Annotated in this window: 17 protein-coding genes; 7 read left to right on the top strand and 10 right to left on the bottom strand. The window is 61.0% G+C overall.

Annotation, left to right across the window (positions count from 1 at the left end):
• Positions 1-188 precede the first annotated feature (188 nt).
• The 4 genes from CFII68_RS23360 (at position 189) to CFII68_RS23375 (ending at position 3,727) form a co-directional block, all read left to right on the top strand.
• Positions 189-530 carry a hypothetical protein gene (locus tag CFII68_RS23360; protein ID WP_018601530.1) on the top strand — a complete coding sequence of 114 codons (342 nt, stop codon included), beginning with the start codon at positions 189-191 and terminating at the stop codon, positions 528-530.
• A 47-nt stretch (positions 531-577) separates the two neighbouring features.
• The gene (locus tag CFII68_RS23365) at positions 578-1,726 is read left to right on the top strand and encodes a PQQ-dependent sugar dehydrogenase (protein ID WP_018601528.1); all 1,149 of its coding nucleotides are present in this window, start codon (positions 578-580) and stop codon (positions 1,724-1,726) included.
• A 327-nt stretch (positions 1,727-2,053) separates the two neighbouring features.
• A complete protein-coding gene (gene ilvA, locus CFII68_RS23370) occupies positions 2,054-3,061 on the top strand; it encodes a threonine ammonia-lyase, biosynthetic (RefSeq protein ID WP_018601526.1) in 1,008 nt (335 codons plus the stop codon).
• Positions 3,062-3,445: 384 nt separating this feature from the next.
• Positions 3,446-3,727 (top strand): DUF1652 domain-containing protein, encoded by a 282-nt coding sequence (locus CFII68_RS23375; RefSeq protein WP_014338168.1) that lies wholly within the window; start codon positions 3,446-3,448, stop codon positions 3,725-3,727.
• Between the two features lie 97 nt (positions 3,728-3,824).
• Here CFII68_RS23375 and CFII68_RS23380 read toward each other — a convergent pair whose 3' ends face one another.
• The 10 genes from CFII68_RS23380 to CFII68_RS23425 form a co-directional block, all read right to left on the bottom strand.
• Positions 3,825-4,763, bottom strand: coding sequence for a carbohydrate kinase (locus CFII68_RS23380; protein ID WP_018601522.1), 939 nt, complete (start codon positions 4,761-4,763; stop codon positions 3,825-3,827).
• 12 nt (positions 4,764-4,775) lie between these two features.
• Positions 4,776-6,263 carry a xylulokinase gene (gene xylB, locus CFII68_RS23385; RefSeq protein ID WP_018601520.1) on the bottom strand — a complete coding sequence of 496 codons (1,488 nt, stop codon included), beginning with the start codon at positions 6,261-6,263 and terminating at the stop codon, positions 4,776-4,778.
• A gap of 195 nt (positions 6,264-6,458) precedes the next feature.
• A complete protein-coding gene (locus CFII68_RS23390; protein WP_018601518.1) occupies positions 6,459-7,940 on the bottom strand; it encodes a mannitol dehydrogenase family protein in 1,482 nt (493 codons plus the stop codon).
• Between the two features lie 15 nt (positions 7,941-7,955).
• A complete protein-coding gene (locus tag CFII68_RS23395) occupies positions 7,956-9,059 on the bottom strand; it encodes an ABC transporter ATP-binding protein (protein ID WP_018601517.1) in 1,104 nt (367 codons plus the stop codon).
• Positions 9,060-9,197: 138 nt separating this feature from the next.
• Complete coding sequence (locus CFII68_RS23400) at positions 9,198-10,028, bottom strand: carbohydrate ABC transporter permease (RefSeq protein WP_018601515.1); 831 nt, start codon at positions 10,026-10,028, stop codon at positions 9,198-9,200.
• Between the two features lie 10 nt (positions 10,029-10,038).
• The gene (locus CFII68_RS23405) at positions 10,039-10,971 is read right to left on the bottom strand and encodes a carbohydrate ABC transporter permease (protein WP_018601514.1); all 933 of its coding nucleotides are present in this window, start codon (positions 10,969-10,971) and stop codon (positions 10,039-10,041) included.
• Between the two features lie 152 nt (positions 10,972-11,123).
• Positions 11,124-12,434 carry a sugar ABC transporter substrate-binding protein gene (locus tag CFII68_RS23410; RefSeq protein ID WP_018601512.1) on the bottom strand — a complete coding sequence of 437 codons (1,311 nt, stop codon included), beginning with the start codon at positions 12,432-12,434 and terminating at the stop codon, positions 11,124-11,126.
• 297 nt (positions 12,435-12,731) lie between these two features.
• Complete coding sequence (locus CFII68_RS23415) at positions 12,732-13,637, bottom strand: AraC family transcriptional regulator (protein WP_018601510.1); 906 nt, start codon at positions 13,635-13,637, stop codon at positions 12,732-12,734.
• A 70-nt stretch (positions 13,638-13,707) separates the two neighbouring features.
• Complete coding sequence (locus CFII68_RS23420; RefSeq protein WP_018601508.1) at positions 13,708-15,000, bottom strand: glycosyltransferase; 1,293 nt, start codon at positions 14,998-15,000, stop codon at positions 13,708-13,710.
• Between the two features lie 77 nt (positions 15,001-15,077).
• On the bottom strand, positions 15,078-15,446 hold the full coding sequence (locus tag CFII68_RS23425; RefSeq protein ID WP_018601506.1) for a response regulator: 369 nt from the start codon (positions 15,444-15,446) through the stop codon (positions 15,078-15,080).
• 286 nt (positions 15,447-15,732) lie between these two features.
• On the opposite strand from CFII68_RS23425, the gene CFII68_RS23430 reads away from it, so the two are divergent.
• Genes CFII68_RS23430 through CFII68_RS23440 form a run of 3 tightly spaced genes read left to right on the top strand, consistent with a single transcriptional unit; the run spans position 15,733 to position 20,614 of the window.
• On the top strand, positions 15,733-19,215 hold the full coding sequence (locus tag CFII68_RS23430; protein ID WP_018601504.1) for a response regulator: 3,483 nt from the start codon (positions 15,733-15,735) through the stop codon (positions 19,213-19,215).
• Complete coding sequence (locus CFII68_RS23435; RefSeq protein ID WP_018601503.1) at positions 19,215-20,030, top strand: protein-glutamate O-methyltransferase CheR; 816 nt, start codon at positions 19,215-19,217, stop codon at positions 20,028-20,030. Before CFII68_RS23430 ends, CFII68_RS23435 begins: the two co-directional genes overlap by 1 nt.
• A complete protein-coding gene (locus tag CFII68_RS23440) occupies positions 20,027-20,614 on the top strand; it encodes a chemotaxis protein CheB (protein WP_003202309.1) in 588 nt (195 codons plus the stop codon). Before CFII68_RS23435 ends, CFII68_RS23440 begins: the two co-directional genes overlap by 4 nt.
• The last annotated feature ends 1 nt before the right edge of the window (position 20,615 follow it).

Here is a 20,615-nt window from a genome sequence, read left to right as displayed (position 1 = left end):
CGAGCTTGCTCGCGATGGCAACGGTACAGGCGCTATTGATGCAAGCTGACCCACCGCCATCGCGAGCAAGCTCGCTCCCACAGGGGGCGGAGACTCTTGGTTACATCTTCACCGGGACATTTCGCTTAACAATGGCGAACCTGCGGCGTAGCGTGCTTTCGATATGCCTGAACTTAAGAGGTGTCCGAATGAACAGGCTGATACTCGCCATCATGACGCTATTACTGACCGCCGCTGCCCAGGCCACCCCTCCGGGCGAAGGCCCTATGGTCCTGGCCCAGAATCTGCCGGGCAACAACAATCCCTATAACAGCCCGACACGGCGGGCCAATCCCAACAGCATGCAGGGCACGCGGCCCAACGTGCCGACGATTCATGACAATCCGAGCGTGCCTGTACCACGCCCACCGACCCTGGAAAATGGCGGCATCGGTAATGGCTACCCTCGGTCCGGCCAACCGTCGGGTTCGCCGCGTCCCACCATCGAGTCTCCCACGCCCCCCAGGAACAGCCAGAATGGCAACCGCTAGGCGCCGGAGCCCGTTGTTCTCTTTCAACACCGCAGAAGGAAATGTGCATGTTGCGTAAAACACTCCTGGCCGCCTGTTGCGCCAGCGCTGTCCTGACCTTTGCCACGCCGGCTGCTGCCGCGCCAATCCAGTCATTCAAGAGCGAGGAGGGCACCCTGGAAGTGACCACCGTGGTCAAGGGGCTGGAACACCCTTGGTCCGTCGCGTTCTTGCCTGGCCAGCAGGGCATGCTGGTGACGGAGCGGCCGGGCAACCTGCGCGTGGTCAGCCCCGATGGTCAATTGTCCACACCCTTGAGTGGTGTGCCACAAGTGTGGGCCAAGGGCCAGGGCGGTCTGCTGGACGTGGTGCTGTCGCCTGACTTCAAGCAGGACCGCACCGTCTACCTGTCTTATGCCGAGGCGGGCGCAGACGGCAAGGCCGGCACCGCCGTGGGGCGCGGGCAACTGTCCGAAGACCTCAAGAGCCTGAAGAATTTCGACGTGATCTTCCGCCAGCAACCCAAGCTGTCCACGGGCAACCACTTTGGCTCGCGATTGGTCTTCGATCGCGACGGCTATCTGTTCATTACCTTGGGGGAAAACAACGAGCGGGCCACCGCCCAGGACCTCGACAAGCTGCAAGGCAAGGTCGTGCGTATCTACCCCGACGGCAAGGTGCCCGACGACAACCCCTTCGTCGGCCAGAAAGACGTCCGTCCCGAGATCTGGTCCTACGGCATGCGCAACCCCCAGGGCGCCGCCCTCAACCCTTGGAATGGCACGCTGTGGGAAAACGAGCACGGGCCCAGGGGCGGTGATGAATTGAACATCATCGAGCGCGGCAAGAACTACGGCTGGCCACTGGCGACCCATGGCATCAACTACTCCGGCGCCCCGATTCCCGAAGCCCAGGGCAAGACCGTCGAGGGCGGCCTTGACCCTCACCACGTCTGGCAGGTGTCACCGGGGCTCAGCGGCATGGCGTTCTACGACCATGATCGTTTCAAGGCCTGGCAGCGCAACGTGTTCATCGGAGCGCTGGTGCCCGGGGAACTGATTCGCCTGCAATTGCAGGGCGACAAGGTCGTCCACGAAGAGCGTTTGCTGGGCGAGCTCAAGGCACGCGTCCGGGATGTTCGCCAGGGCCCGGATGGTTACCTGTATGTGCTGACGGATGAGGACGACGGGGCGCTGTATAAAATCGGACTCAAATGACACAACGCCATGTAGGTGCCATGTAGGAATGTAGGAGCTGTGTAGGAGCTGTCGAGTGCAACGAGGCTGCGATCTTTCCCCAGAAATTGAATCTCAAGCGAAAGATCAAAAGATCGCAGGCTTCGCCAGCTCCTACATATTTGCCATTGACTTGCCGCCAACACACCGCTAATTTCCAGGCATGAACTCAACCGTACTGCGCAGCCAGCCAAGCATTATTACCGCCATTCCTTATTTGGCGGGTTAGCTGTCGGCTGCACCCAACCCGCCCTGGAGGCGGGTTTTTTCTTTCTGTCTCCTGGGCTCCGCCCGAACCAGGAGATCGCCATGACCGTTACCCGCACCGAGCAAGCCCTGCTTGAGCACTATGTTAAGAAGATTCTCGCCGCGCCGGTCTATGAACTGGCCGTGCGCACGCCGCTGCAAGCGGCTCCTGCACTGTCCGAGGCCTTGGGTAACCGGATCCTGCTCAAGCGTGAAGACCTGCAACCGACCTTTTCCTTCAAGATCCGCGGTGCCTACAACAAACTCGTGCAACTGACCCCGGAGCAGCGCGCCCGTGGCGTCATCACCGCGTCTGCCGGCAATCATGCCCAGGGTGTCGCGCTGGCGGCACGGGAGTTGGGGATTTCGGCCAGCATCGTCATGCCTGTGACCACTGTGCAATTGAAGGTGCTGGGCGTGCGCAACCGAGGCGCCGAAGCGATTCTGCACGGGGAAAGCTTTCCGTTTGCCCTGGCGCACGCGCTGGACCTGGCCGAGCAGACCGGACGGGAGTTCGTCTCGCCTTTCGATGACCCGGACGTGATCGCCGGGCAGGGCACTGTCGCCATGGAAATCCTGCGCCAGCACCCCGGCCAGTTGGATGCGATTTTCGTCCCGGTCGGCGGCGGTGGGCTGATCGCCGGGATCGCGGCCTACGTCAAGTACCTGCGCCCGGAGGTACGCATCATCGGCGTCGAGTCGCAGCATTCTGCTTGCCTCCAGGCGGCACTGGCAGCCGGTGAGCGGGTGACCTTGCCAGAAGTGGGAACCTTCGCCGATGGCGTGGCCGTCGCGCAGATCGGCGCCCATGGCCTCGATATCTGTCGTTTCTGTGTCGATGAAGTGATGACCGTGAGCAACGATCAACTGTGCGCCGCGATCAAGGACATCTATGACGATACCCGTTCCATCACCGAACCGTCGGGCGCACTGGCGGTGGCAGGCATCAAGCAGTACGTGGCGCACACGGGGGCGCGAGGCCAGACGCTGGTGGCGATCGACTCCGGTGCCAATATCAATTTCGACAGTTTGCGCCACGTGGCCGAGCGTGCGGCGGTGGGCGCGATTTGAGTTTTTTACGCTACGTCACACTTTTTTTGAAGCAGGCGACGGATGCCCGCTTGCGTCTTCACATTAGGGGCTACTCTAGTTTGCGAACAGGATAAAAGTGATTGCAGTTTGCATGGAAAAAATAGCGTTTCCTTGCATTTTGCACGAGCTCTCTGGCGCGGGAAGAAGCTAAGCGTTTGATTCAGATCAATCCGCAAGGTCTTCAATACAGGCACACTTATTGCGGGATGATTCAAGAGTTCGCCTGGCGAACTCGTTGACTGAAAACGCTAAAAAAAAGAACGAACGGCACGGTATTCGTAGTCCCAGTCCGCAGGGAAGAAAACGGACGAAAATACCGCCGGCGTGAACATAAGTTGGCCGCCTCAACAGGAGAGAGTCGCCATGTTTCTATCTGCCCTCGAAATGCGAAACATCATTGAAAGCAGCTTGTTGCCCAAGCGCTCGCAATGCACCTTGTCACCTGAGCTCAAGATGACGGTCAAGATTTACGACGATCACGAAACCGATCGCGTGGCTTTGGTCAAAACCGACATCGATGCCAATAAACTCACCGGTTGCCGGGCCATCAACGACTTGATCGCCGAGCTGCGTACCGAGCTCGACCACAACCCTGCCGCTGGCAATCACTTTCATCAGCAACACCATCGGATGACTGGGCGCTAATAGCGGCGTTGTCCTTGTAAGCCTGACGCTCGGGTCCGGTCGTGTCCGAACCCGGCGTCCAGTTTTTAGCTGCGATTTTTTAGCAGCGATGCGCCATTCAGTTCAATTGTTGCCTGTATGGCAGGTCTGGCCCGGTTTTGCCACACGTCAGGGCGGCGGCGCGAATGGCGAACTCAAGCATGGCGCTGATCTGTTCCCGGGTCAGGGTATGCAACCCCTCGACCGAATCCAATTGTTGTTCAGTCAACCACGCAATCAGCGCGGCCTGGAAGGTGTCGCCTGCCCCCACGGTGTCGGCGATCTTCACCGGACAGGACGGCAGCGACCATGAGCCGTGTTGGCGACTGAAGACCGTAGCGCCCTGGCCGCCACGGGTCAGGAAGACCAATTGGCAGCGGTTCCCCAGCCAACCTTCGACGATCGCCTTGGGCTCAACCCCTGGGTAGAGCAGCTCCAGGTCTTCGTCACTGACCTTGATCAGGTCGGCATATTGCACCAGCGTCGCAATCCGTGAGCGCCACAGCTCGATATCCGGTTGCGGGTTGAGTCGCACATTCGGGTCGAGGCTGATCAGGCGGCGGCCGCTTTCGCGTTGCATCAGGGCCAGGAGCGTGTCGGCGATGGGCTGGACCACCAGCGAGAACGAGCCGAAATGCAAGCCGCGTACCTCGGGGCCCAGGTCCGGTAGATGCGCCAGGCTCAGTTGTCGGTCCGCACAGCCTTCGCCGCGAAAACTGTAGTGGGGCGAACCATTGGCGCCCACGGCAACCATTGCCAGGGTGGTCGGTGCGTCGAACTCCACCAGGTATTGGGCGCTGACACCTTCATTGAGCAGCACCTGTTGCAAGCGTCGGCCCAGGTAGTCGGTGGACAGCCCGGTCAACAGCGCCGATTCAACACCCAGGCGGCGCAGCCCCACGGCCACGTTGAACGGTGAACCGCCGGCAATGGCCTTGTAGTTCACTTGCGAGGCCGGGCCATTCGCCTCGGTCTCACTGAAAAAATCAAACAGCGCTTCACCACACACCAAATACATAGTTTCCCGCTCTCAAAGGGTTGCGACGTGTTGTCGATAACGTTCATAAACTTGTTGCGACGCCGCGACATGCGCGGCGATTGGCCGGGTTTCGCTGGTCGGGTCGAGCTTGACGCAGCGCTCGCACAGCTCGGCCAAATCCGTAGGTGAACCCGAGTGACACCATGCTGCCTGAATCGCCGCTCCCAAGGCAGCGGCTTCGCTCTGTTCGGTGCAAATGACCGTGGTGTCCATGGTGTCGGCGACAATCTGCCGCCACACCGCACTCTTCGACCCGCCGCCGATCAGGCGAATGCTCTGGGCCTGGAGCCCGTTGGCCCGCAGCAGGTCCAAGCCATAGCGCAAACCGAAGGTCGTGCCTTCGACCACGGCGCGACACAGGTTGGCCCGGGTCAGGTTGGTGGTGGTCAGGCCCAGCAGGCTGCCGGTGGCATGGGGCAGGGCGGGAACACGCTCGCCGTTGAGGAACGGCAGCATGCACACGCCCTCGGCGCCAATCGGAGCCTGGACCACCAGGGCGTTGAATGTGTCGATGTCCAGCGCCAGCAATTCGCGAATCGCCCCGGTGGCGTTGGTCAGGTTCATGGTGCAGATCAGCGGCAGCCAGCCACCGCTGGAGGAGCAGAACGTCGCCACCGACGGCTGTGGGCTGACCGCAGGTTCGGCGGCATAGGCGTAGACCGTACCGGAGGACCCGAGGCTCATGGTGATCACGCCGGGCTGAATGTTCCCGGTGCCGATGGCGCCCATCATGTTGTCGCCGCCACCACTTGCCACCACGGCGTCAGGGTTGATGCCCAGGTGCGCTGCAATGGCCGGCAGGATGCGTCCGACTGGCTGATGGGCCTCGATCAGTTCCGGCAGCGCCGCCTGCAAGCGTGCGCTGGGGTCGATGTGTTGTAACAGTTGCACGTCCCATTGGCGGGTGCGTACGTTGAAATAGCCGGTTCCCGAGGCGTCGCCGTATTCGCTGCAATGGCGGCCGGTGAGCCAGTAGTTGAGGAAGTCGTGGGGCAGCAGGACGCTGGCGATGCGTTCGAAAACCTGGGGATGCTGCTCCCGTGTCCAGAGCAGTTTGGAAACCGTGTAGCCCGGCGCGATCACCACGCCGAGGCGTTCGAGGCTGCCGTCTTCACCGCCCAGGTGCGCCAGGAGCCGATCGTTTTCCGGCGTTGTCTCGGTGTCGCACCACAGCTTGGCCGGGCGCAAGACCTGGCCCTGGTCATCAAGCAGGACCAGGCCGTGTTGCTGGCCGGAGACGCCGATGCCGAGGATCGCCTGGCCATCGACGCCGGCGTCTGCCAAGGCTTGGTGAGTCGCTTGGGTGAATGCATCGAGCCATTGCTGGGTGTCTTGTTCACGGCGACCGTTGGGGCCGCTGATCATGGCGTGCGCCGCGGCACCCTGGCCCAGGACCTGGCCACTGGTCGCGTCCAGGATCAGCGCCTTGGTGCCTTGGGTGCCGCAGTCGATGCCCAGGAACAGTTGTTGGTTTGCCATGGAAATCCTCGGATCAAAGAACAAAACACAGAACCTGTGGCGAGGGGATTTAGCGAAACGTCGCACCGCCCCGCTGGGTCGCGAAGCGGCCCCCAGACGTACTGTCTGATACACCGAAGCAGCAGAAACATTTGGGGCTGCTTCGCAGCCCAGCGGGGATAAATCCCCTCGCCACAAGAGCGGATCGCGTCGAGCTTAGTTCACGTCAGCCAGTACCCGCTCAAGTGTTCGTGTTACCCCATGCTCACGCAAGCTGTTGCAGCACCATTCGAATGCTGCCACGAACTCCGGCGAGCGGGGAATGGCGGTGCCAAAGATTTCTTCCACCTCCAGCACCCGCTGAGTCACCAGCGCATCGTCAGCCACCAGTGCCTGGCAAAACGCCGCCCGTGGGTCCGGGATTGAATACGTCACGCCGTTTTCGTCCACGCCCTTCAGGTACACGGCCCAGGCCGCCACCACCAGCGCCGCGCGACGGGTTTCGCCACCGTCGGCGATCAAGCGGTTAATGGTCGGCACGGTGAATTTTGGAAACTTCGACGAGCCGTCCGAACAGACCCGTTCCAACTGGTCGGCAATCGCCTGATTGGAAAAACGCTCCACCAGGGTGTTCTTGTAGTCGGTCAGGTCGATGCCCGGCACTGGCGCCAGTTGCGGCGTCACGTCCAGGTCCATGTAGGCGCGCATGTAACGCACGAACAACGGGTCGTTCATGGTTTCGTGGACGAAGCGATAACCCTTGAGAAAACCCAGGTAGGTCAACGCCAGATGGCTGCCGTTGAGCAGCTTGATTTTCATCTCTTCATAAGGTGTGACGTCATCGGTGAACTGCACGCCGACCTTTTCCCAGGCCGGGCGACCGTTGACGAACTTGTCTTCCAGGACCCATTGCACGAATGGTTCGCAGACCACCGGCCAAGCGTCGTCGATGCCATGTTCGTCATGTAGCTGCAAGCGATGCGCGCTGCTGGTCATCGGGGTGATGCGATCGACCATGGCATTTGGAAAACTCACGTTCGCGTCGATCCAATGGCCCAGTTCCGGGTCGCGCAGTGCGGCAAACGCCAGCAGCGCCTTGCGAGTGACTGCGCCGTTGTGGGGCAGGTTATCGCAGGACATCAGCGTGAACGCCGGGGTGCCGGCCGCGCGGCGCTTGGCCAGGGCGGCGCAGAGGAAACCGAAGACGGTTTTCGGAGTGTCAGGATGGGCCAGGTCGTGCTGGATCTGCGGCAGGTGGGCCATGAACTCGCCGTTGCTGTCGTCGATGCAATAGCCGCCCTCGGTGATGGTCAGCGAGACGATGCGGATCTGCGGATCGGCCAGTTTGTCGATCAGCGCCTGGGCGCCATCCTCAGCCAGCAACATGTCATTGATCGCGCCGATCACCCGGACTTCGGTGTCATCGGTGTCGCCCAGTTCGTACAGGGTGAACAGGTAATCCTGGCCGGCCAGGTCATCCCGGGCGCGGCGATCCTCGGCCCGCAGGCCCACGCCGCAGATGGCCCAGTCCAGGTCGGCGCCGGTATTCATCAGCGCATCGGTGTAGTAGGCCTGGTGAGCCCGGTGGAAACCGCCAACGCCGATGTGGGCGATGCCCTGGCGGATGTCGCCCAAAGGGTAGGCGGGCAGGGCGACGTCAGGCTTGAGGTTGTGCAGGTTTTGTCGGTTGAGTTTCATCGCAGGTCTCGGCAATCAGGCGGCGGCGCGCAGCGCGCGGGTCACCGCAACGCCCTCGGCATCGAATAAGTGGCAGTGTTCAGCGTCCAGGTGCAGGCTCAGTTGCTCGCCGAAACGGCTCGCCAGGTCGCCGCGAACGCGCATGGTCAAGGCTTCGCCGGACGCCGTGACGACGTGACAGAAGGTGTCGCTGCCCAGTCGCTCGCTGACGTCGGCGGTGACTTGCAGGGTGCAATCCCCCGGTTGCGCCAGGTTCAGGTGTTCCGGGCGAATCCCCAGGGTCACCGCGCCGCCGACGCTCAGGTTGGCACCGCTCAAGGGCAGGCTGATACGCGTGCCGGCGTCCAGCAGCACTTCACAGCCCAGACTGTCCAGGCCGGTAACCTTGCCTTTGAGAAAGCCCATTTTCGGCGTGCCGAGGAACCCGGCGACAAACAGGTTGGCTGGCTGGTGATACAGGTCCAGCGGTGAGCCGACCTGCTCGATGCGCCCGCCATTGAGCACCACCACCTTGTCGGCCAGGGTCATGGCTTCGACCTGGTCGTGAGTCACGTAGATCATGGTCGCCTGCAGCTCCTTGTGCAGGCGCGCCAGCTCCAGGCGCATCTGCACCCGCAGGGCGGCGTCGAGGTTGGACAGTGGTTCGTCGAACAGGAAGATTTTCGGGTTGCGCACGATGGCCCGGCCGATCGCTACACGCTGGCGCTGGCCACCGGACAGTTGCTTGGGCTTGCGCTCGAGCATCGGCCCCAGCTCGAGGATGCGCGCCGCCTCGTTGACCTTCTTCTCGACCTCGGCCTTGGGTACGCCGGCCAGGTCCAGGGCGAAGGACATGTTCTTGCGCACGCTCATGTGCGGGTACAAGGCGTAGGTCTGGAACACCATCGCCAGGTCACGCTTGGCCGGGCTGACCTCGGTAATGTCCCGGCCATCGAGTTCGATGGTGCCGTCGCTGACCTCTTCCAGGCCGGCGATCAGCCGCAGCAGCGTGGACTTGCCACAGCCTGACGGGCCGACGAAGACCACGAACTCGCGGTCGTTCACCTCAAGGTCGATGCCCTTGATGATGGAGAAACCTTCGAAACCCTTTTGCAAATTCTTGATTTTCAGGTTGGCCATGATGATGGGCCTCCACTTGTCATTTATTCAGTTGGCTGGGAAAGATCGCAGCCTCGTTGCACTCGGCAGCTCCTACAGGGATCGCGGAGGCTGTGAGCTGTGTGTAGGAGCTGGCGAAGCCTGCGATCTTTTGACGGTTCATTTCACCGCGCCGAAGGACAAGCCGCGCACCAGCTGTTTCTGGCTGATCCAGCCGAAAATCAGGATCGGCGCGCAGGCCAGGGTCGAGACGGCCGACAATTTGGCCCAGAACAAACCTTCCGGGCTGGAATAGGAGGCAATCAACGCCGTCAGTGGTGCGGCTTTGGAGGAGGTGAGGTTCAGCGACCAGAAGGCCTCGTTCCAGCACAGGATCAGTGACAGCAGCACAGTGGAGGCCAGGCCGCCCTTGGCAATCGGCAGCAGCACGCGGACCATCTCCTGCCACAGCGTGGCGCCATCCAGGCGTGCGGCCTCGAGGATGTCGCGAGGGATGTCCTTGAAGTAGGTGTAAATCATCCAGACCACGATGGGCAGGTTGATCAAGGTGTAGATGATGATCAGCGCGACACGCGTGTCCAGCAGGCCAAATTGCTTGGCCAGCAGGTAGATCGGCATCAGCACGCCCACCGGCGGCAGCATTTTGGTGGAGAGCATCCACAGCAATGTGCCTTTGGTGCGCTGGGTTTCATAGAACGCCATGGAGTAGGCCGCCGGCACCGCAATCAGCAGGCACAGGGCGGTGGCGCTGAAGGAAATCACCACCGAGTTCCAGGCGAAGCTGAAGTAGTTGCTGCGCTCGTTGATGTGCAGGTAGTTCTCCAGCGTGGGCGCGAAGATGAACTGCGGCGGCGTGGCGAACGCATCGATTTCGGTCTTGAAGCTGGTCAGCACCATCCAGAAGATCGGGAAGAAGATCAGGATCGCGATGGCCCAGGCCAGCGTGCCCAGCAGCAGGCTTTGCAGGCGACGGGATTGTTGAAGAGTCATGGCGACGGCCTCAGTTCTTGTCGGTGAGGTTTTTGCCGATCATCCGGACCAGGATGATGGCGGCGATGTTGGCAATGACCACGGCAATCAGGCCACCGGCCGACGCCATGCCGACGTCGAACTGCACCAGTGCCTGGTTGTAGATCAGGTAGGCAAGGTTGGTCGAGGCGTAGCCAGGGCCACCGTTGGTGGTGGTAAAGATCTCGGCGAACACCGACAGCAGGAAGATCGTCTCGATCATCAGCACCACGGCAATCGGGCGAGCCAGGTGCGGCAGGGTCAGGTGCCAGAAAATCGCGATCGGGCCGGCACCGTCCAGGCGCGCGGCCTCTTTCTGTTCCTGGTCCAGCGACTGCATGGCGGTCATCAGGATCAGGATCGCGAAGGGCAGCCATTGCCAACTCACGATGATGATGATCGACAGCAGCGGGTAATGGGCCAGCCAGTCCACCGGTTGGGCGCCGAACAGTTTCCACACCGAGGCGAGGATGCCCGACACCGGGTGGAAGATCAGGTTCTTCCAGATCAGCGCGCCGACGGTGGGCATGATGAAGAACGGCGAGATCAGCAGCACACGGACGATGCCGCGACCAAAAAACTCACTGGCCTCCAGCAGCGCGCTGATCAACACCCCCAGCACGATACTGATCAGCAGCACGCTGCCCACCAGCAACAAGGTGTTGGTGGCACCGGGCATGAAACCCGAGTCGGTCAGGAAGTAGGTGAAGTTCTCCAGCCCGACGAATTCGTTTTCACCGGGGTAGAGCAGGTTGTAGCGGATCAGCGAGAAGTAGACGGTCATGCCCAGCGGCACGATCATCCACAGCAGCAACAAGGCCACCGAAGGGCTGACCAGGAACCAACCGGGGTTCGCCAGGCGGATCTTGCGTGCCGGCGGGGCAATCTCGATGGGGGCTTTGGCAGTTGTTGTTGAGCTATTCATGGCATTGAACCGATTTTTGCGGGCCTATGAAGATCCCCCTGTGGGAGCGGGCTTGCTCGCGAAAGCGATTTGTCAGTCACATTAATGTTGAATGTGCCGACCTATTCGCGAGCAAGCCCGCTCCCACAGAAAGCGAGAGCAGGCGGCGCGGATTATTTGGGATACCCAGCACGTTTCATCTCGCGTTCGGTGGTGGACTGCGCGGCGGTCAACGCCTGGTCCACGGTCTGCTGGCCGGTCAGCGCGCCGGAAAAGAACTTGCCCACCTGGGTGCCGATGGCCTGGAACTCGGGGATGGTCACCAACTGGATGCCGATGTAGGGCACAGGCTTGAGAGTTGGCGCTTTCGGGTCGGCGACTTTCAACGACTCCAGGGTCACTTTGGCAAACGGCGCGGCCTTCATGTACTCGTCGCTGTAGGTCGAGGTGCGGGTGCCTGGCGGTACGTTGGCAATACCGTCGGTCTTGGCGACCAATTGGCTGTATTCCTTGGACGTCGCCCAGGTGGTAAAGACCGTGGCCGCTTCCTTGGCTTTGGAACTGGCCGGGATGGCCAGTGACCAGGAGTACATCCACGAGGTGCCCTTGGCGGTTTTTTCGTGGGGGGCGAAGGTGAATCCGACGTGGTCGGCCACCTTGCTCTGGGTCTTGTCGGTGACGAACGAACCGGCGACGCTGGCATCCACCCAGATCGCGCATTTGCCGCTGTTGAACAGCGCCAGGTTTTCGTTGAAGCCGTTGCTGGAAGCGCCCGGCGGGCCGGATTTCTTCATATTGTCGACGTAGAAGTTCAGCGCATCCTTCCACTCGGGCCCATTGAATTGCGGCTGCCACTTCTCATCGAACCAGCGCGCGCCAAAGCCGTTGGCCAGGGTGGTGATGAGCGCCATGTTCTCGCCCCAACCGGCCTTGCCCCGCAGGCACAGGCCATATTGTTCCTTGGATTTGTCGGTGAGTTTTTCGGCGAACTCACCGATCTGGGTCCAGGTCGGGTGTTCGGGCATGGTCAGCCCGGCGTTCTTGAACAGGTCCGTGCGGTAATAGGTGATCGAGCTTTCGGCATAGAACGGCAGGGCGTACAGCGAGCCTTTGACCGACAAACCATCACGCACGGAAGGGAATACGTCGTCCAGGTCGTAGGAGGCCGGCAGGTCTTTCATCGGTTCCAGCCAGCCCTTGGCGCCCCAGAGTGCAGCTTCGTACATGCCAATGGTCAGTACGTCGAACTGTCCGCCCTGGGTGGCGATGTCGGTGGTCAGGCGCTGGCGCAGGACGTTTTCTTCGAGCACCACCCAGTTGAGCTTGATGTCCGGGTGCTCGGCCTCGAAGGTTTTCGAGAGCTTTTGCATGCGGATCATGTCGCTGTTATTGACCGTGGCAATGGTGAGGGTCTCTGCGCCGAAGCTGACGCTGCTGAGGGTCATGCAGGTGGAGACAAGCAGAGCTTTTACCGAAGGTTTCATCGCGCACTCCTTTTCCGCGCCCGAAGGCTGCAGAAGGACAGTTATTGTTTTTGTGTCTTCCGGATGAAGGGAAGAATGTGCGCTGATTACAGCCCTCATTGGACGGCGTGACAAATCATCCGTCGCACTTGTGCTGATACTTTTTTGCACTGGGTGGGGTGTGGCGATGGAAATTATCTGTGGGAGCAAGGCTTGCCCGCGATGAAGTTGACGCGGTCTTCCGGGGAACCGAGGCGCCTGCATCGCGGGCAAGCCTTGCTCCCACATGAATCCCGCCACAGAAATGATCCGAGATTCTCAGCCTTGATTCTGCTCGGTCAACCGCTGCACCGCCAGCCGCCGATAATGGGACGGGGTCATGCCCTTGAGTTGCTGGAAACGCCGGTTGAAATTGGAGATGTTGTTGAAGCCGGATTCAAAGCACACGTCTGTCACCGGTTTGTCGCCGTCGGCCAGCAATTCGCAGGATTTGCTGATGCGCAGGCGATTGACGAATTCGATGAAGCAGCGACCGGTGGCCTGTTTGAACACCCGGCTGAAATAGGTGGGTTTCATGCCCAGGTGCTCGGCCACTTCTTCCAGGGACATTTCCCGGGCGTAGTGGGCAAAGATGTAGTCCACCGCGCGGTTGGTGCGGTCGATGCTGTGTTCGTCCGCCGCTTGCGGGGAGGTCGCTCCGGAAAGCAGTTGGTAGTCATCCGTGCCGGCCAGCAGCTCCATCAGGATGAAGAAATGCCCGAGGCGGCTCATGCCCTGGGAATCGGCGATGCGCTGCATCAGGGTCATGGCCTGGCGGATGGTGCGCTTGCAGCGAAACTCGATGCCGTATTGGGCACGTTCGAGCAGCGGTGCGACCGTCTTGAGTTCGGCGAACACCTGGTGGCCGCTTTCGAACAACTCGTCGGTGAAGTTCACCAGCATGTCGCGCTTGTGCACCACTTCGTCCTCGGCCACCTGGCTGATCCAGTTATGGGGCAGGTTGGGGCCGGTGAGGAACAGCGACTGGGGATAGAAGTTGCCGATGTAGTCGCCAATGAACACTTTGCCGGAACTGGCGACGATCAAGTGCAGCTCGTATTCCTTGTGGAAATGCCAGCGCACCAGGGGGCAGGGAAAACCGTGCTGACGGTAGATGATGGACAGCCCGTTATGGTCGTCCATCAACTCGTAGGAGGGGTCGGTGATTCTGGCTGTTCGGGTCATGGGTCTGGCGCTTTTATTGTTATCGCCGTTGGATAATGCCCCCTTCGCCAGGCGGCTGCCACTCTGACGTCTAACCGTTGCGGTTTTTTTCTTCGATCCACTGGGACATGTATTGGGTGCTTTTGTGCTGGTGGTGACGCAGCATGCTGCCGGTGAAGTTGTCCCGACGTCGTTGCGCCAGGTCCGCCCGGCAAGCGTTGATGCTGTCGATCAGCGCCGGGCCGTGCACCTGTTGCCGGTAGCGGTTCTCCAGCAGGGCGAGGCCCGCATCCTGGGCCTGGGTCCAGCGTGCCGGGTCGCGATACAACTGCACCGCCGCATTGGCGATGCCTTCGGCGCTCTGGGCAATCACGCCGGGCCAGGGCATGCCGCCGTGCATGGCTTCGGCGCCCACGGGCGTGGTGACGTTGGGGGTGCCGCAGCGCATGGCGTCGATCAACTTGCCCTTGATGCCGGCGCCGAAACGCAGCGGCGCCAGGCAGATGCGTGCCGCCGACATCACCTGCAAGGCGTCCTCGGCCCAGTTCATGATGTGAAAGCCCTGGGCCGGGTTGTGCAATGCGGCGGCCTTGGGTGGGGTGTAGGCGCCGTACAGGTGCAGTTGCGCACCGGGTAATTGTTGGCGGATCAGTGGCCAGATGGCGTTTTTCATCCAGAGCACGGCGTCCCAGTTCGGCGCGTGGCGGAAGTTGCCGATGCTGAGAAAATGCGCTCGCTCCTCGAACGGCACGGGCTGTTCGCTGGGCAGGTCCAGCATCAACGGGCACCAGAGCAGCAGGTTGCGGGGTAACTTGAAGTGTTCCACCAACAGTTCGATTTCAACCTCGGACACCATCAGGTTGAGGTCGCAGCGGTACAGGGCGGCGATTTCCCGTTTGGCCAGGTCGGTGTCGGCCATCCGCTGGAACTCCTCGTCCAGGGCCGGGGCGAAGAGGTCGCTGAAATCCTCGCCAGCCTCATCGTGCTTCAGGCGGTCCTTCAAACGCTGGTGCCGAGCGTGGCGCAGGCTCTGCAAGTCTGACGTCTCCAGCACCCGCAGGGCGCCGGGGCAGTGCTTCTCGACCCGCCAGCCGAACTGTTCTTCCATCATGAATTGGTCGAACAGCACGATATCCGGTGCCAGCTCGCTGATGAAGGCGTCGAAGCTGCTGCTATTGAGTTCGATCGGCACTTCGCGGATGCCCAGTGCGACCAGGTCGGCGCGCTGCTCGCCCGGGCCCGCCGGGCTGCTGAAGGTGATGTCCCAGCCTTGCCCGAGGAACGTGTCGAGGATCTGCATGATATGCCCGCTGGCAGCCGATGAGCGCGGCTCGGGCCAGACATAGCCGATAACCAGGACCTTGGTGGCGGTGGGGTGATGCATGAGCAGGGGGTTCCTCGGAGCGATTCAGGCGCCGTCGGCGCGCGGGGCGCCGATAGTGACCAAGAATGCGATCCGGCTCAAGCAAGAATGCGTTTGACCTTGTCGCGCAACTGATCGATGGAGAAGGGCTTGCCGATCACTGACATGCCTTCAGGCACATCGATGCTTTCGGCATAACCGCTGGCAAACAGCACCGGCAGCGCCGGCCGCATGGACCGAGCCTGCTTGGCCAGTTCCCGCCCGTCCATTACCGGCAGGCCGACGTCGGTCATCATCAGGGCAATGGCTTGCTCGTCGTTGCGCAAAAACGCCAGCGCCTGCTCACAACCATCTGCCTCCAGCACCTGGTATTCCAGTTCCTCAAGCACGTCGACGATCAGCATCCGCACAATGTCGTCGTCTTCGACTACCAGGATGGTGGGCTTGGGAGGAGGAGGGGTGGACATAGTAGGCATTCTCGAAGATGGGAGCGGGAGGGGGCTCGAAAAAAAACGGCCCCTTTCTTGAGCCTCTTTTATGAGCCTCTTTTATGAGTAAGCGCCGAGGTGGCACAAGTTCCCAGGGTTGTACAAGAAAGGATCTATAGTACAAGAGCTGACAAGGATAGTCGCTTCCTTGCTACAAGGTAGATCGTCGCGGGACTTGCGCCTTTGACTCGTCAGATAATGTGGATCCAAACGCCGTTTTTCGGGCAAACTCCACGGTTTTCAACTGTCCACCAAGGCCCTTTCCATGACTCCTTCGTCTTCGGTCGACGAGCAAAGTTTTCGCAAGCTCCTGAGCCGCAATATCAGCCTGCCGCTGGGCATGGGCGCCCTCAGCGCGGTGTTTTTCATTATCCTTGTCACGTACCTGCTGTCGGTGATCCAGTGGGTCGGGCATACCGACCGGGTGATCAATAATGCCAATGAGGCGCTCAAGCTGAGCGTGGACCTGGAAACCGGCATGCGTGGCTACCTGTTGAACGGTGACGAGCACTTTCTCGAGCCCTATGAAGTGGCCAAGCCGCGGATTGCCGTCGCGCTGGATACACTGCTGGAATTGACAGCCGACAACCCCGTCCAGACCGACCGGTTGCACAAGATACAAGCGCTCCAGACGGAATGGTCCACGTACGCCCAGGGCATGATCGACCTGCAACGCAGCAGCGGGGATTACCGGAGCGCGGCGAGGTCCGGGCGCGGCAAGCGCTTGACGGACGAGATCCGCCACACCTTCGAGGAAATCGTCGATACCGAGCAGCAACTGCGCGCGGCGCGCAACCAGGACGTGCGCACTACCACGGTCTGGAGCATTGCCCTGTACCTGCTGTTCGTCGCCGCTGTCAGTGGGTTGCTGGCCTACGTCGGCCGCCGGGATCTGTTGAGCTTGTCCGAGAGCTACAGCGCCAGCCTGAAAGTCCAGCAACGCAGCGCCTTGCACCTGGAGAAGCAGGCCTGGTTGCGCAATGGCCAGACGCTGCTGGCCGAACAGGTCCTGGGGCAGTTGTCCCTGAACCTGTTGGGCCGCAATATCCTGCAGTTCTGTGCGAAGTACCTGGATGTGGCGGTCGCTGCACTCTATACGCGGGAAGAAAATGGCGTCCTCAAGCGCGTCGCCACCTATGGCCTGTCCCGGGAGGATGACCAGCAGCAACAGATGATCGTCGACGGTGAAGGCATCGCCGGCCAGGCCGTGCAACAGGGCCGCCTCATCCGCCTGGACGACGTACCGGACGATTACCTCAAAGTCAGCTCCGGATTGGGGCAAGGCTTGCCCAACAGCGTGCTGGTGGTGCCCACCAGTGACGATGACCGGATCAACGGGGTCATCGAGCTGGGCTTCCTGCGGCCATTGACCGAGCGCGATATCGAGCTGTTGGAGTTGATCGCCGGCAATATCGGCACCTCCATCGAGGCCGCCCGTTATCGCCAGCGCTTGCAGGAAGTACTGGCCGAAACCCAGCAGTTGAACGAAGAACTGCAAGTGCAGCAGGAAGAGCTCAAGACCGCCAACGAGGAGCTGGAAGAGCAGTCACGCATCCTCAAGGAATCCCAGGCCCACCTGGAAGCCCAGCAACAGGAGCTGGAGCAGACCAACGAGCAATTGGCCGAGCAGCGCGACGCCATGGACCAGAAGAACAGCGAGCTGAACCTGGCCCAGATCCAATTGCAGGAGCGCGCCGAAGAGTTGCAGCGTTCGAGCAAGTACAAATCCGAGTTTCTGGCCAATATGTCCCACGAGCTGCGCACGCCGCTCAACAGCTCGCTGATCCTGTCCAAGCTGCTGGCGGAAAACCCGCAGCAGAACCTCAGCGAGGAACAGGTCAAGTTCGCCGAGTCGATCTACTCCGCCGGCAACGACCTGTTGAACCTGATCAACGATATTCTCGACATCTCCAAGGTCGAGGCCGGAAAGCTGGAAGTGCGCCCGGAAAACACCAGCGTGCAGCGTCTGGTGGAGGGCCTGCGGGACATGTTCGAGCCGTTGGCAGCCGACAAGGGCCTGGGATTCGAGGTCCAGGTATTGCCCGATGCGCCGGCGATGCTCTACACCGACCGCCAGCGCCTGGAGCAGGTGATCAAGAACCTGCTGTCCAATGCCGTGAAGTTCACCGAGCAAGGCTCCGTCTGCCTGGCTGTGGCCGGGCAGCCGGGTTCGGGCATCGCGTTCATGGTGCGCGACTCGGGGATCGGCATCGCCGCCGATCAGCAGCAGAGCATCTTCGAAGCGTTCCGCCAGGCCGATGGCACGACCAACCGTCGTTACGGCGGCACGGGCCTGGGGTTGTCGATTTCCCGGGACCTGGCCATGTTGCTGGGCGGCTCTATCTCGGTTTCCAGCGAGCCTGGGCAGGGCAGCGTGTTTACGCTGGTAATGCCTGAGCGTTATGTCGAGCCCGGGGACACGCCGACAGCGCTGATGACCTTCACCCCGACGGCCACCGCGCCAGCGCCGGTTGCGCCAAAAGCCGCCCCGGCACCGCTGATCGCTGAAGTGGATACGCCGATTGCCCGCTTCGCCGACGACCGCGACAAGGCGCCGTTCGACACCCGGTGCATTCTGGTGATCGAGGACGAACCCAAGTTCGCCCACATCCTGTTCGACCTGGCCCATGAGCTCGGTTACCAGTGCCTGGTGGCCCACGGTGCCGATGAAGGTTTCGACCTGGCTTTGCAACTGGCCCCCGACGCCATCCTGTTGGACATGCGCCTGCCGGACCATTCCGGGCTGACGGTGTTGCAGCGGCTCAAGGAGCGAGCCGAAACCCGGCATATTCCGGTGCACGTGATTTCCGTCGAAGACCGCGTCGAAGCCGCCATGCACATGGGCGCCATCGGCTATGCCGTCAAGCCGACCACCCGTGAAGAACTCAAGGATGTATTCGCCCGCCTTGAGGCCAAGCTGACCCAGAAGGTCAAGCGGGTGCTGCTGGTGGAGGACGATGACCTGCAGCGTGACAGTATTACCCGGCTGATCGGCGATGATGACATCGAGATCACCGCCGTTGGCCTGGCCCAGCAAGCCCTGGACCTGCTGCGGACCAATGTCTACGACTGCATGATCATCGACCTCAAGTTGCCGGACATGCTCGGCAATGACCTGCTCAAGCGCATGTCCAGCGAAGACATCTGTTCCTTCCCGCCGGTGATCGTCTACACCGGGCGCAACCTGACCCGTGACGAAGAGGCCGAACTGCGCAAGTATTCGCGCTCGATCATCATCAAGGGTGCCCGTTCGCCAGAGCGCCTGTTGGACGAGGTGACACTCTTTCTGCACAAAGTCGAATCCCGGTTGTCCCATGAACGGCAGCGGATGCTCAAGGCCGCCCGCAGCCGCGACAAGGTGTTTGAAGGCCGCAAGGTGCTGCTGGTGGACGACGATGTGCGCAACATCTTTGCCCTGACCAGCGCCCTGGAGACGAAGGGGGCGATCGTTGTCATCGGCCGTAACGGCTTCGAGGCGATCGATCGCCTGAACGAGTTCGACGATATCGATCTGGTGCTGATGGATGTAATGATGCCGGAGATGGACGGTTTCGAAGCCACCGCGCTGATCCGCAAGGACCCGCGCTGGCGCAAGCTGCCCATTATTGCCGTGACGGCCAAGGCCATGAAGGATGATCAGGAGCGCTGCCTGGCGGCGGGTTCCAACGACTACCTGGCCAAACCGATCGATCTGGATCGTCTGTTCTCGCTGATTCGCGTGTGGTTGCCGAATATGGAAAGAATTTAGTGGAACGTGACACTGACATTGAACTTCGTTTGTTGATCGAAGCGATCTACCTCAAGTACAGCTACGATTTTCGCGATTATTCCGGTGCGTCCATCAAGCGCCGGGTCCACCATGCGCTGAGCCAGCTCGAGTGCAGGACCATCTCGGCATTGCAGGAGCGCGTGCTGCACGACCCGGGGGCGTTCATGCAGTTGCTGCAACTGCTGACGATCCCGGTCAGCGAGATGTTTCGCGACCCCTCGCATTTCCTCGCGATCCGCGAGGAAATCGTGCCGCTGCTCAGGACGTACCCTTCGATCAAGATCTGGATCGCTGGTTGCAGCACGGGGGAGGAGGTCTACTCCATGGCGATCCTGCTGCGCGAAGAAGGCCTGCTGGACCGCACGCTCATCTATGCCACCGATATCAACCCGCGCTCGTTGGAAAAAGCCAAGCAGGGGATTTTCTCCCTGGAGAACGTGCGCACCTATACCCAGAACTACCAGGCCGCCGGAGGCCGGCGCTCGTTTGCCGATTACTATACCGCCGCCTACGATTATGCGATGTTCGACAAAACCCTGTGCGAGAACGTGACCTTTGCCGATCACAGCCTGGCGACCGACAGTGTCTTTTCAGAAACCCAGTTAATTTCCTGTCGTAACGTATTGATATATTTCAATAAGAAACTACAGGATCGTGCGTTTGGGCTGTTTCATGAGTCCCTTTGTCACCGTGGTTTCCTGGTATTGGGCAGTAAGGAGACGTTGGATTTTTCGGCTTACGGCCATCGATTCGAGCCGTTGGTCAAACAGGAACGGATCTATCGCAAGTTATGAACCAGACGAAGGACAGATCCAACCCGCCCATCGAGGCCATTGTCGTCGGTGCATCGGCCGGTGGCGTCGAAGCGTTGCTCAGGGTCTTCGGACACCTGCGCAAGGGTTTTGGCGTGCCCATCCTGGTGGTATTGCATTTGCCGGACGAGCGCGAAAGCCAACTGGCCCGTGTCTTCGGACATCGTCTGGCGGTGCCGGTGGAGGAAGCCCGGGACAAGCAAGACATCGTGCCGGGAACCTTGTATGTCGCCACGCCTGGCTATCACTTGTCGGTCGAGGCTGACCGTAGCCTGTCGTTGAGCCTGGAGGAACCGGTGCATCATTCGCGGCCGTCCATCGATGTGTTGTTTGAATCGGCCGCCGATGTCTATGGCCAGAAATTGCTGGCCGTGGTGCTGACCGGCGCCAACAACGATGGCGCCTGTGGCTTGGCGAAGGTCAGGGCACTGGGCGGGATCACGGTGGTCCAGGACCCCGGTGAAGCCCAGGTCTCGACCATGCCCGAAGCGGCGCTGGCCCTGCACGAGCCCGACCATATCCTTACTTTGCAAGGCATCGGCCAATTGCTGGCCGGGCTGGAATGAA

The sequence above is a fragment of the Pseudomonas sp. CFII68 genome (assembly GCF_000416195.1).
GTDB classification, from domain to species: Bacteria; Pseudomonadota; Gammaproteobacteria; order Pseudomonadales; family Pseudomonadaceae; genus Aquipseudomonas; species Aquipseudomonas kilonensis.
Note: the sequence above shows the minus strand (reverse complement) of the source record. Positions and strands in the feature narration are given on the sequence as shown.

Coding starts and splice junctions, on each gene's coding strand:
- CFII68_RS23360 (WP_018601530.1), top strand. CDS start 189: ATGAACAGGCTGATACTCGCCATCATGACGCTATTACTGACCGCCGCT.
- CFII68_RS23410 (WP_018601512.1), bottom strand. CDS start 12,434: ATGAAACCTTCGGTAAAAGCTCTGCTTGTCTCCACCTGCATGACCCTC.
- CFII68_RS23375 (WP_014338168.1), top strand. CDS start 3,446: ATGTTTCTATCTGCCCTCGAAATGCGAAACATCATTGAAAGCAGCTTG.
- CFII68_RS23400 (WP_018601515.1), bottom strand. CDS start 10,028: ATGACTCTTCAACAATCCCGTCGCCTGCAAAGCCTGCTGCTGGGCACG.
- CFII68_RS23430 (WP_018601504.1), top strand. CDS start 15,733: ATGACTCCTTCGTCTTCGGTCGACGAGCAAAGTTTTCGCAAGCTCCTG.
- CFII68_RS23390 (WP_018601518.1), bottom strand. CDS start 7,940: ATGAAACTCAACCGACAAAACCTGCACAACCTCAAGCCTGACGTCGCC.
- CFII68_RS23420 (WP_018601508.1), bottom strand. CDS start 15,000: ATGCATCACCCCACCGCCACCAAGGTCCTGGTTATCGGCTATGTCTGG.
- CFII68_RS23380 (WP_018601522.1), bottom strand. CDS start 4,763: ATGTATTTGGTGTGTGGTGAAGCGCTGTTTGATTTTTTCAGTGAGACC.
- CFII68_RS23395 (WP_018601517.1), bottom strand. CDS start 9,059: ATGGCCAACCTGAAAATCAAGAATTTGCAAAAGGGTTTCGAAGGTTTC.
- CFII68_RS23425 (WP_018601506.1), bottom strand. CDS start 15,446: ATGTCCACCCCTCCTCCTCCCAAGCCCACCATCCTGGTAGTCGAAGAC.
- CFII68_RS23405 (WP_018601514.1), bottom strand. CDS start 10,971: ATGAATAGCTCAACAACAACTGCCAAAGCCCCCATCGAGATTGCCCCG.
- CFII68_RS23365 (WP_018601528.1), top strand. CDS start 578: ATGTTGCGTAAAACACTCCTGGCCGCCTGTTGCGCCAGCGCTGTCCTG.
- CFII68_RS23440 (WP_003202309.1), top strand. CDS start 20,027: ATGAACCAGACGAAGGACAGATCCAACCCGCCCATCGAGGCCATTGTC.
- xylB (WP_018601520.1), bottom strand. CDS start 6,263: ATGGCAAACCAACAACTGTTCCTGGGCATCGACTGCGGCACCCAAGGC.
- ilvA (WP_018601526.1), top strand. CDS start 2,054: ATGACCGTTACCCGCACCGAGCAAGCCCTGCTTGAGCACTATGTTAAG.
- CFII68_RS23415 (WP_018601510.1), bottom strand. CDS start 13,637: ATGACCCGAACAGCCAGAATCACCGACCCCTCCTACGAGTTGATGGAC.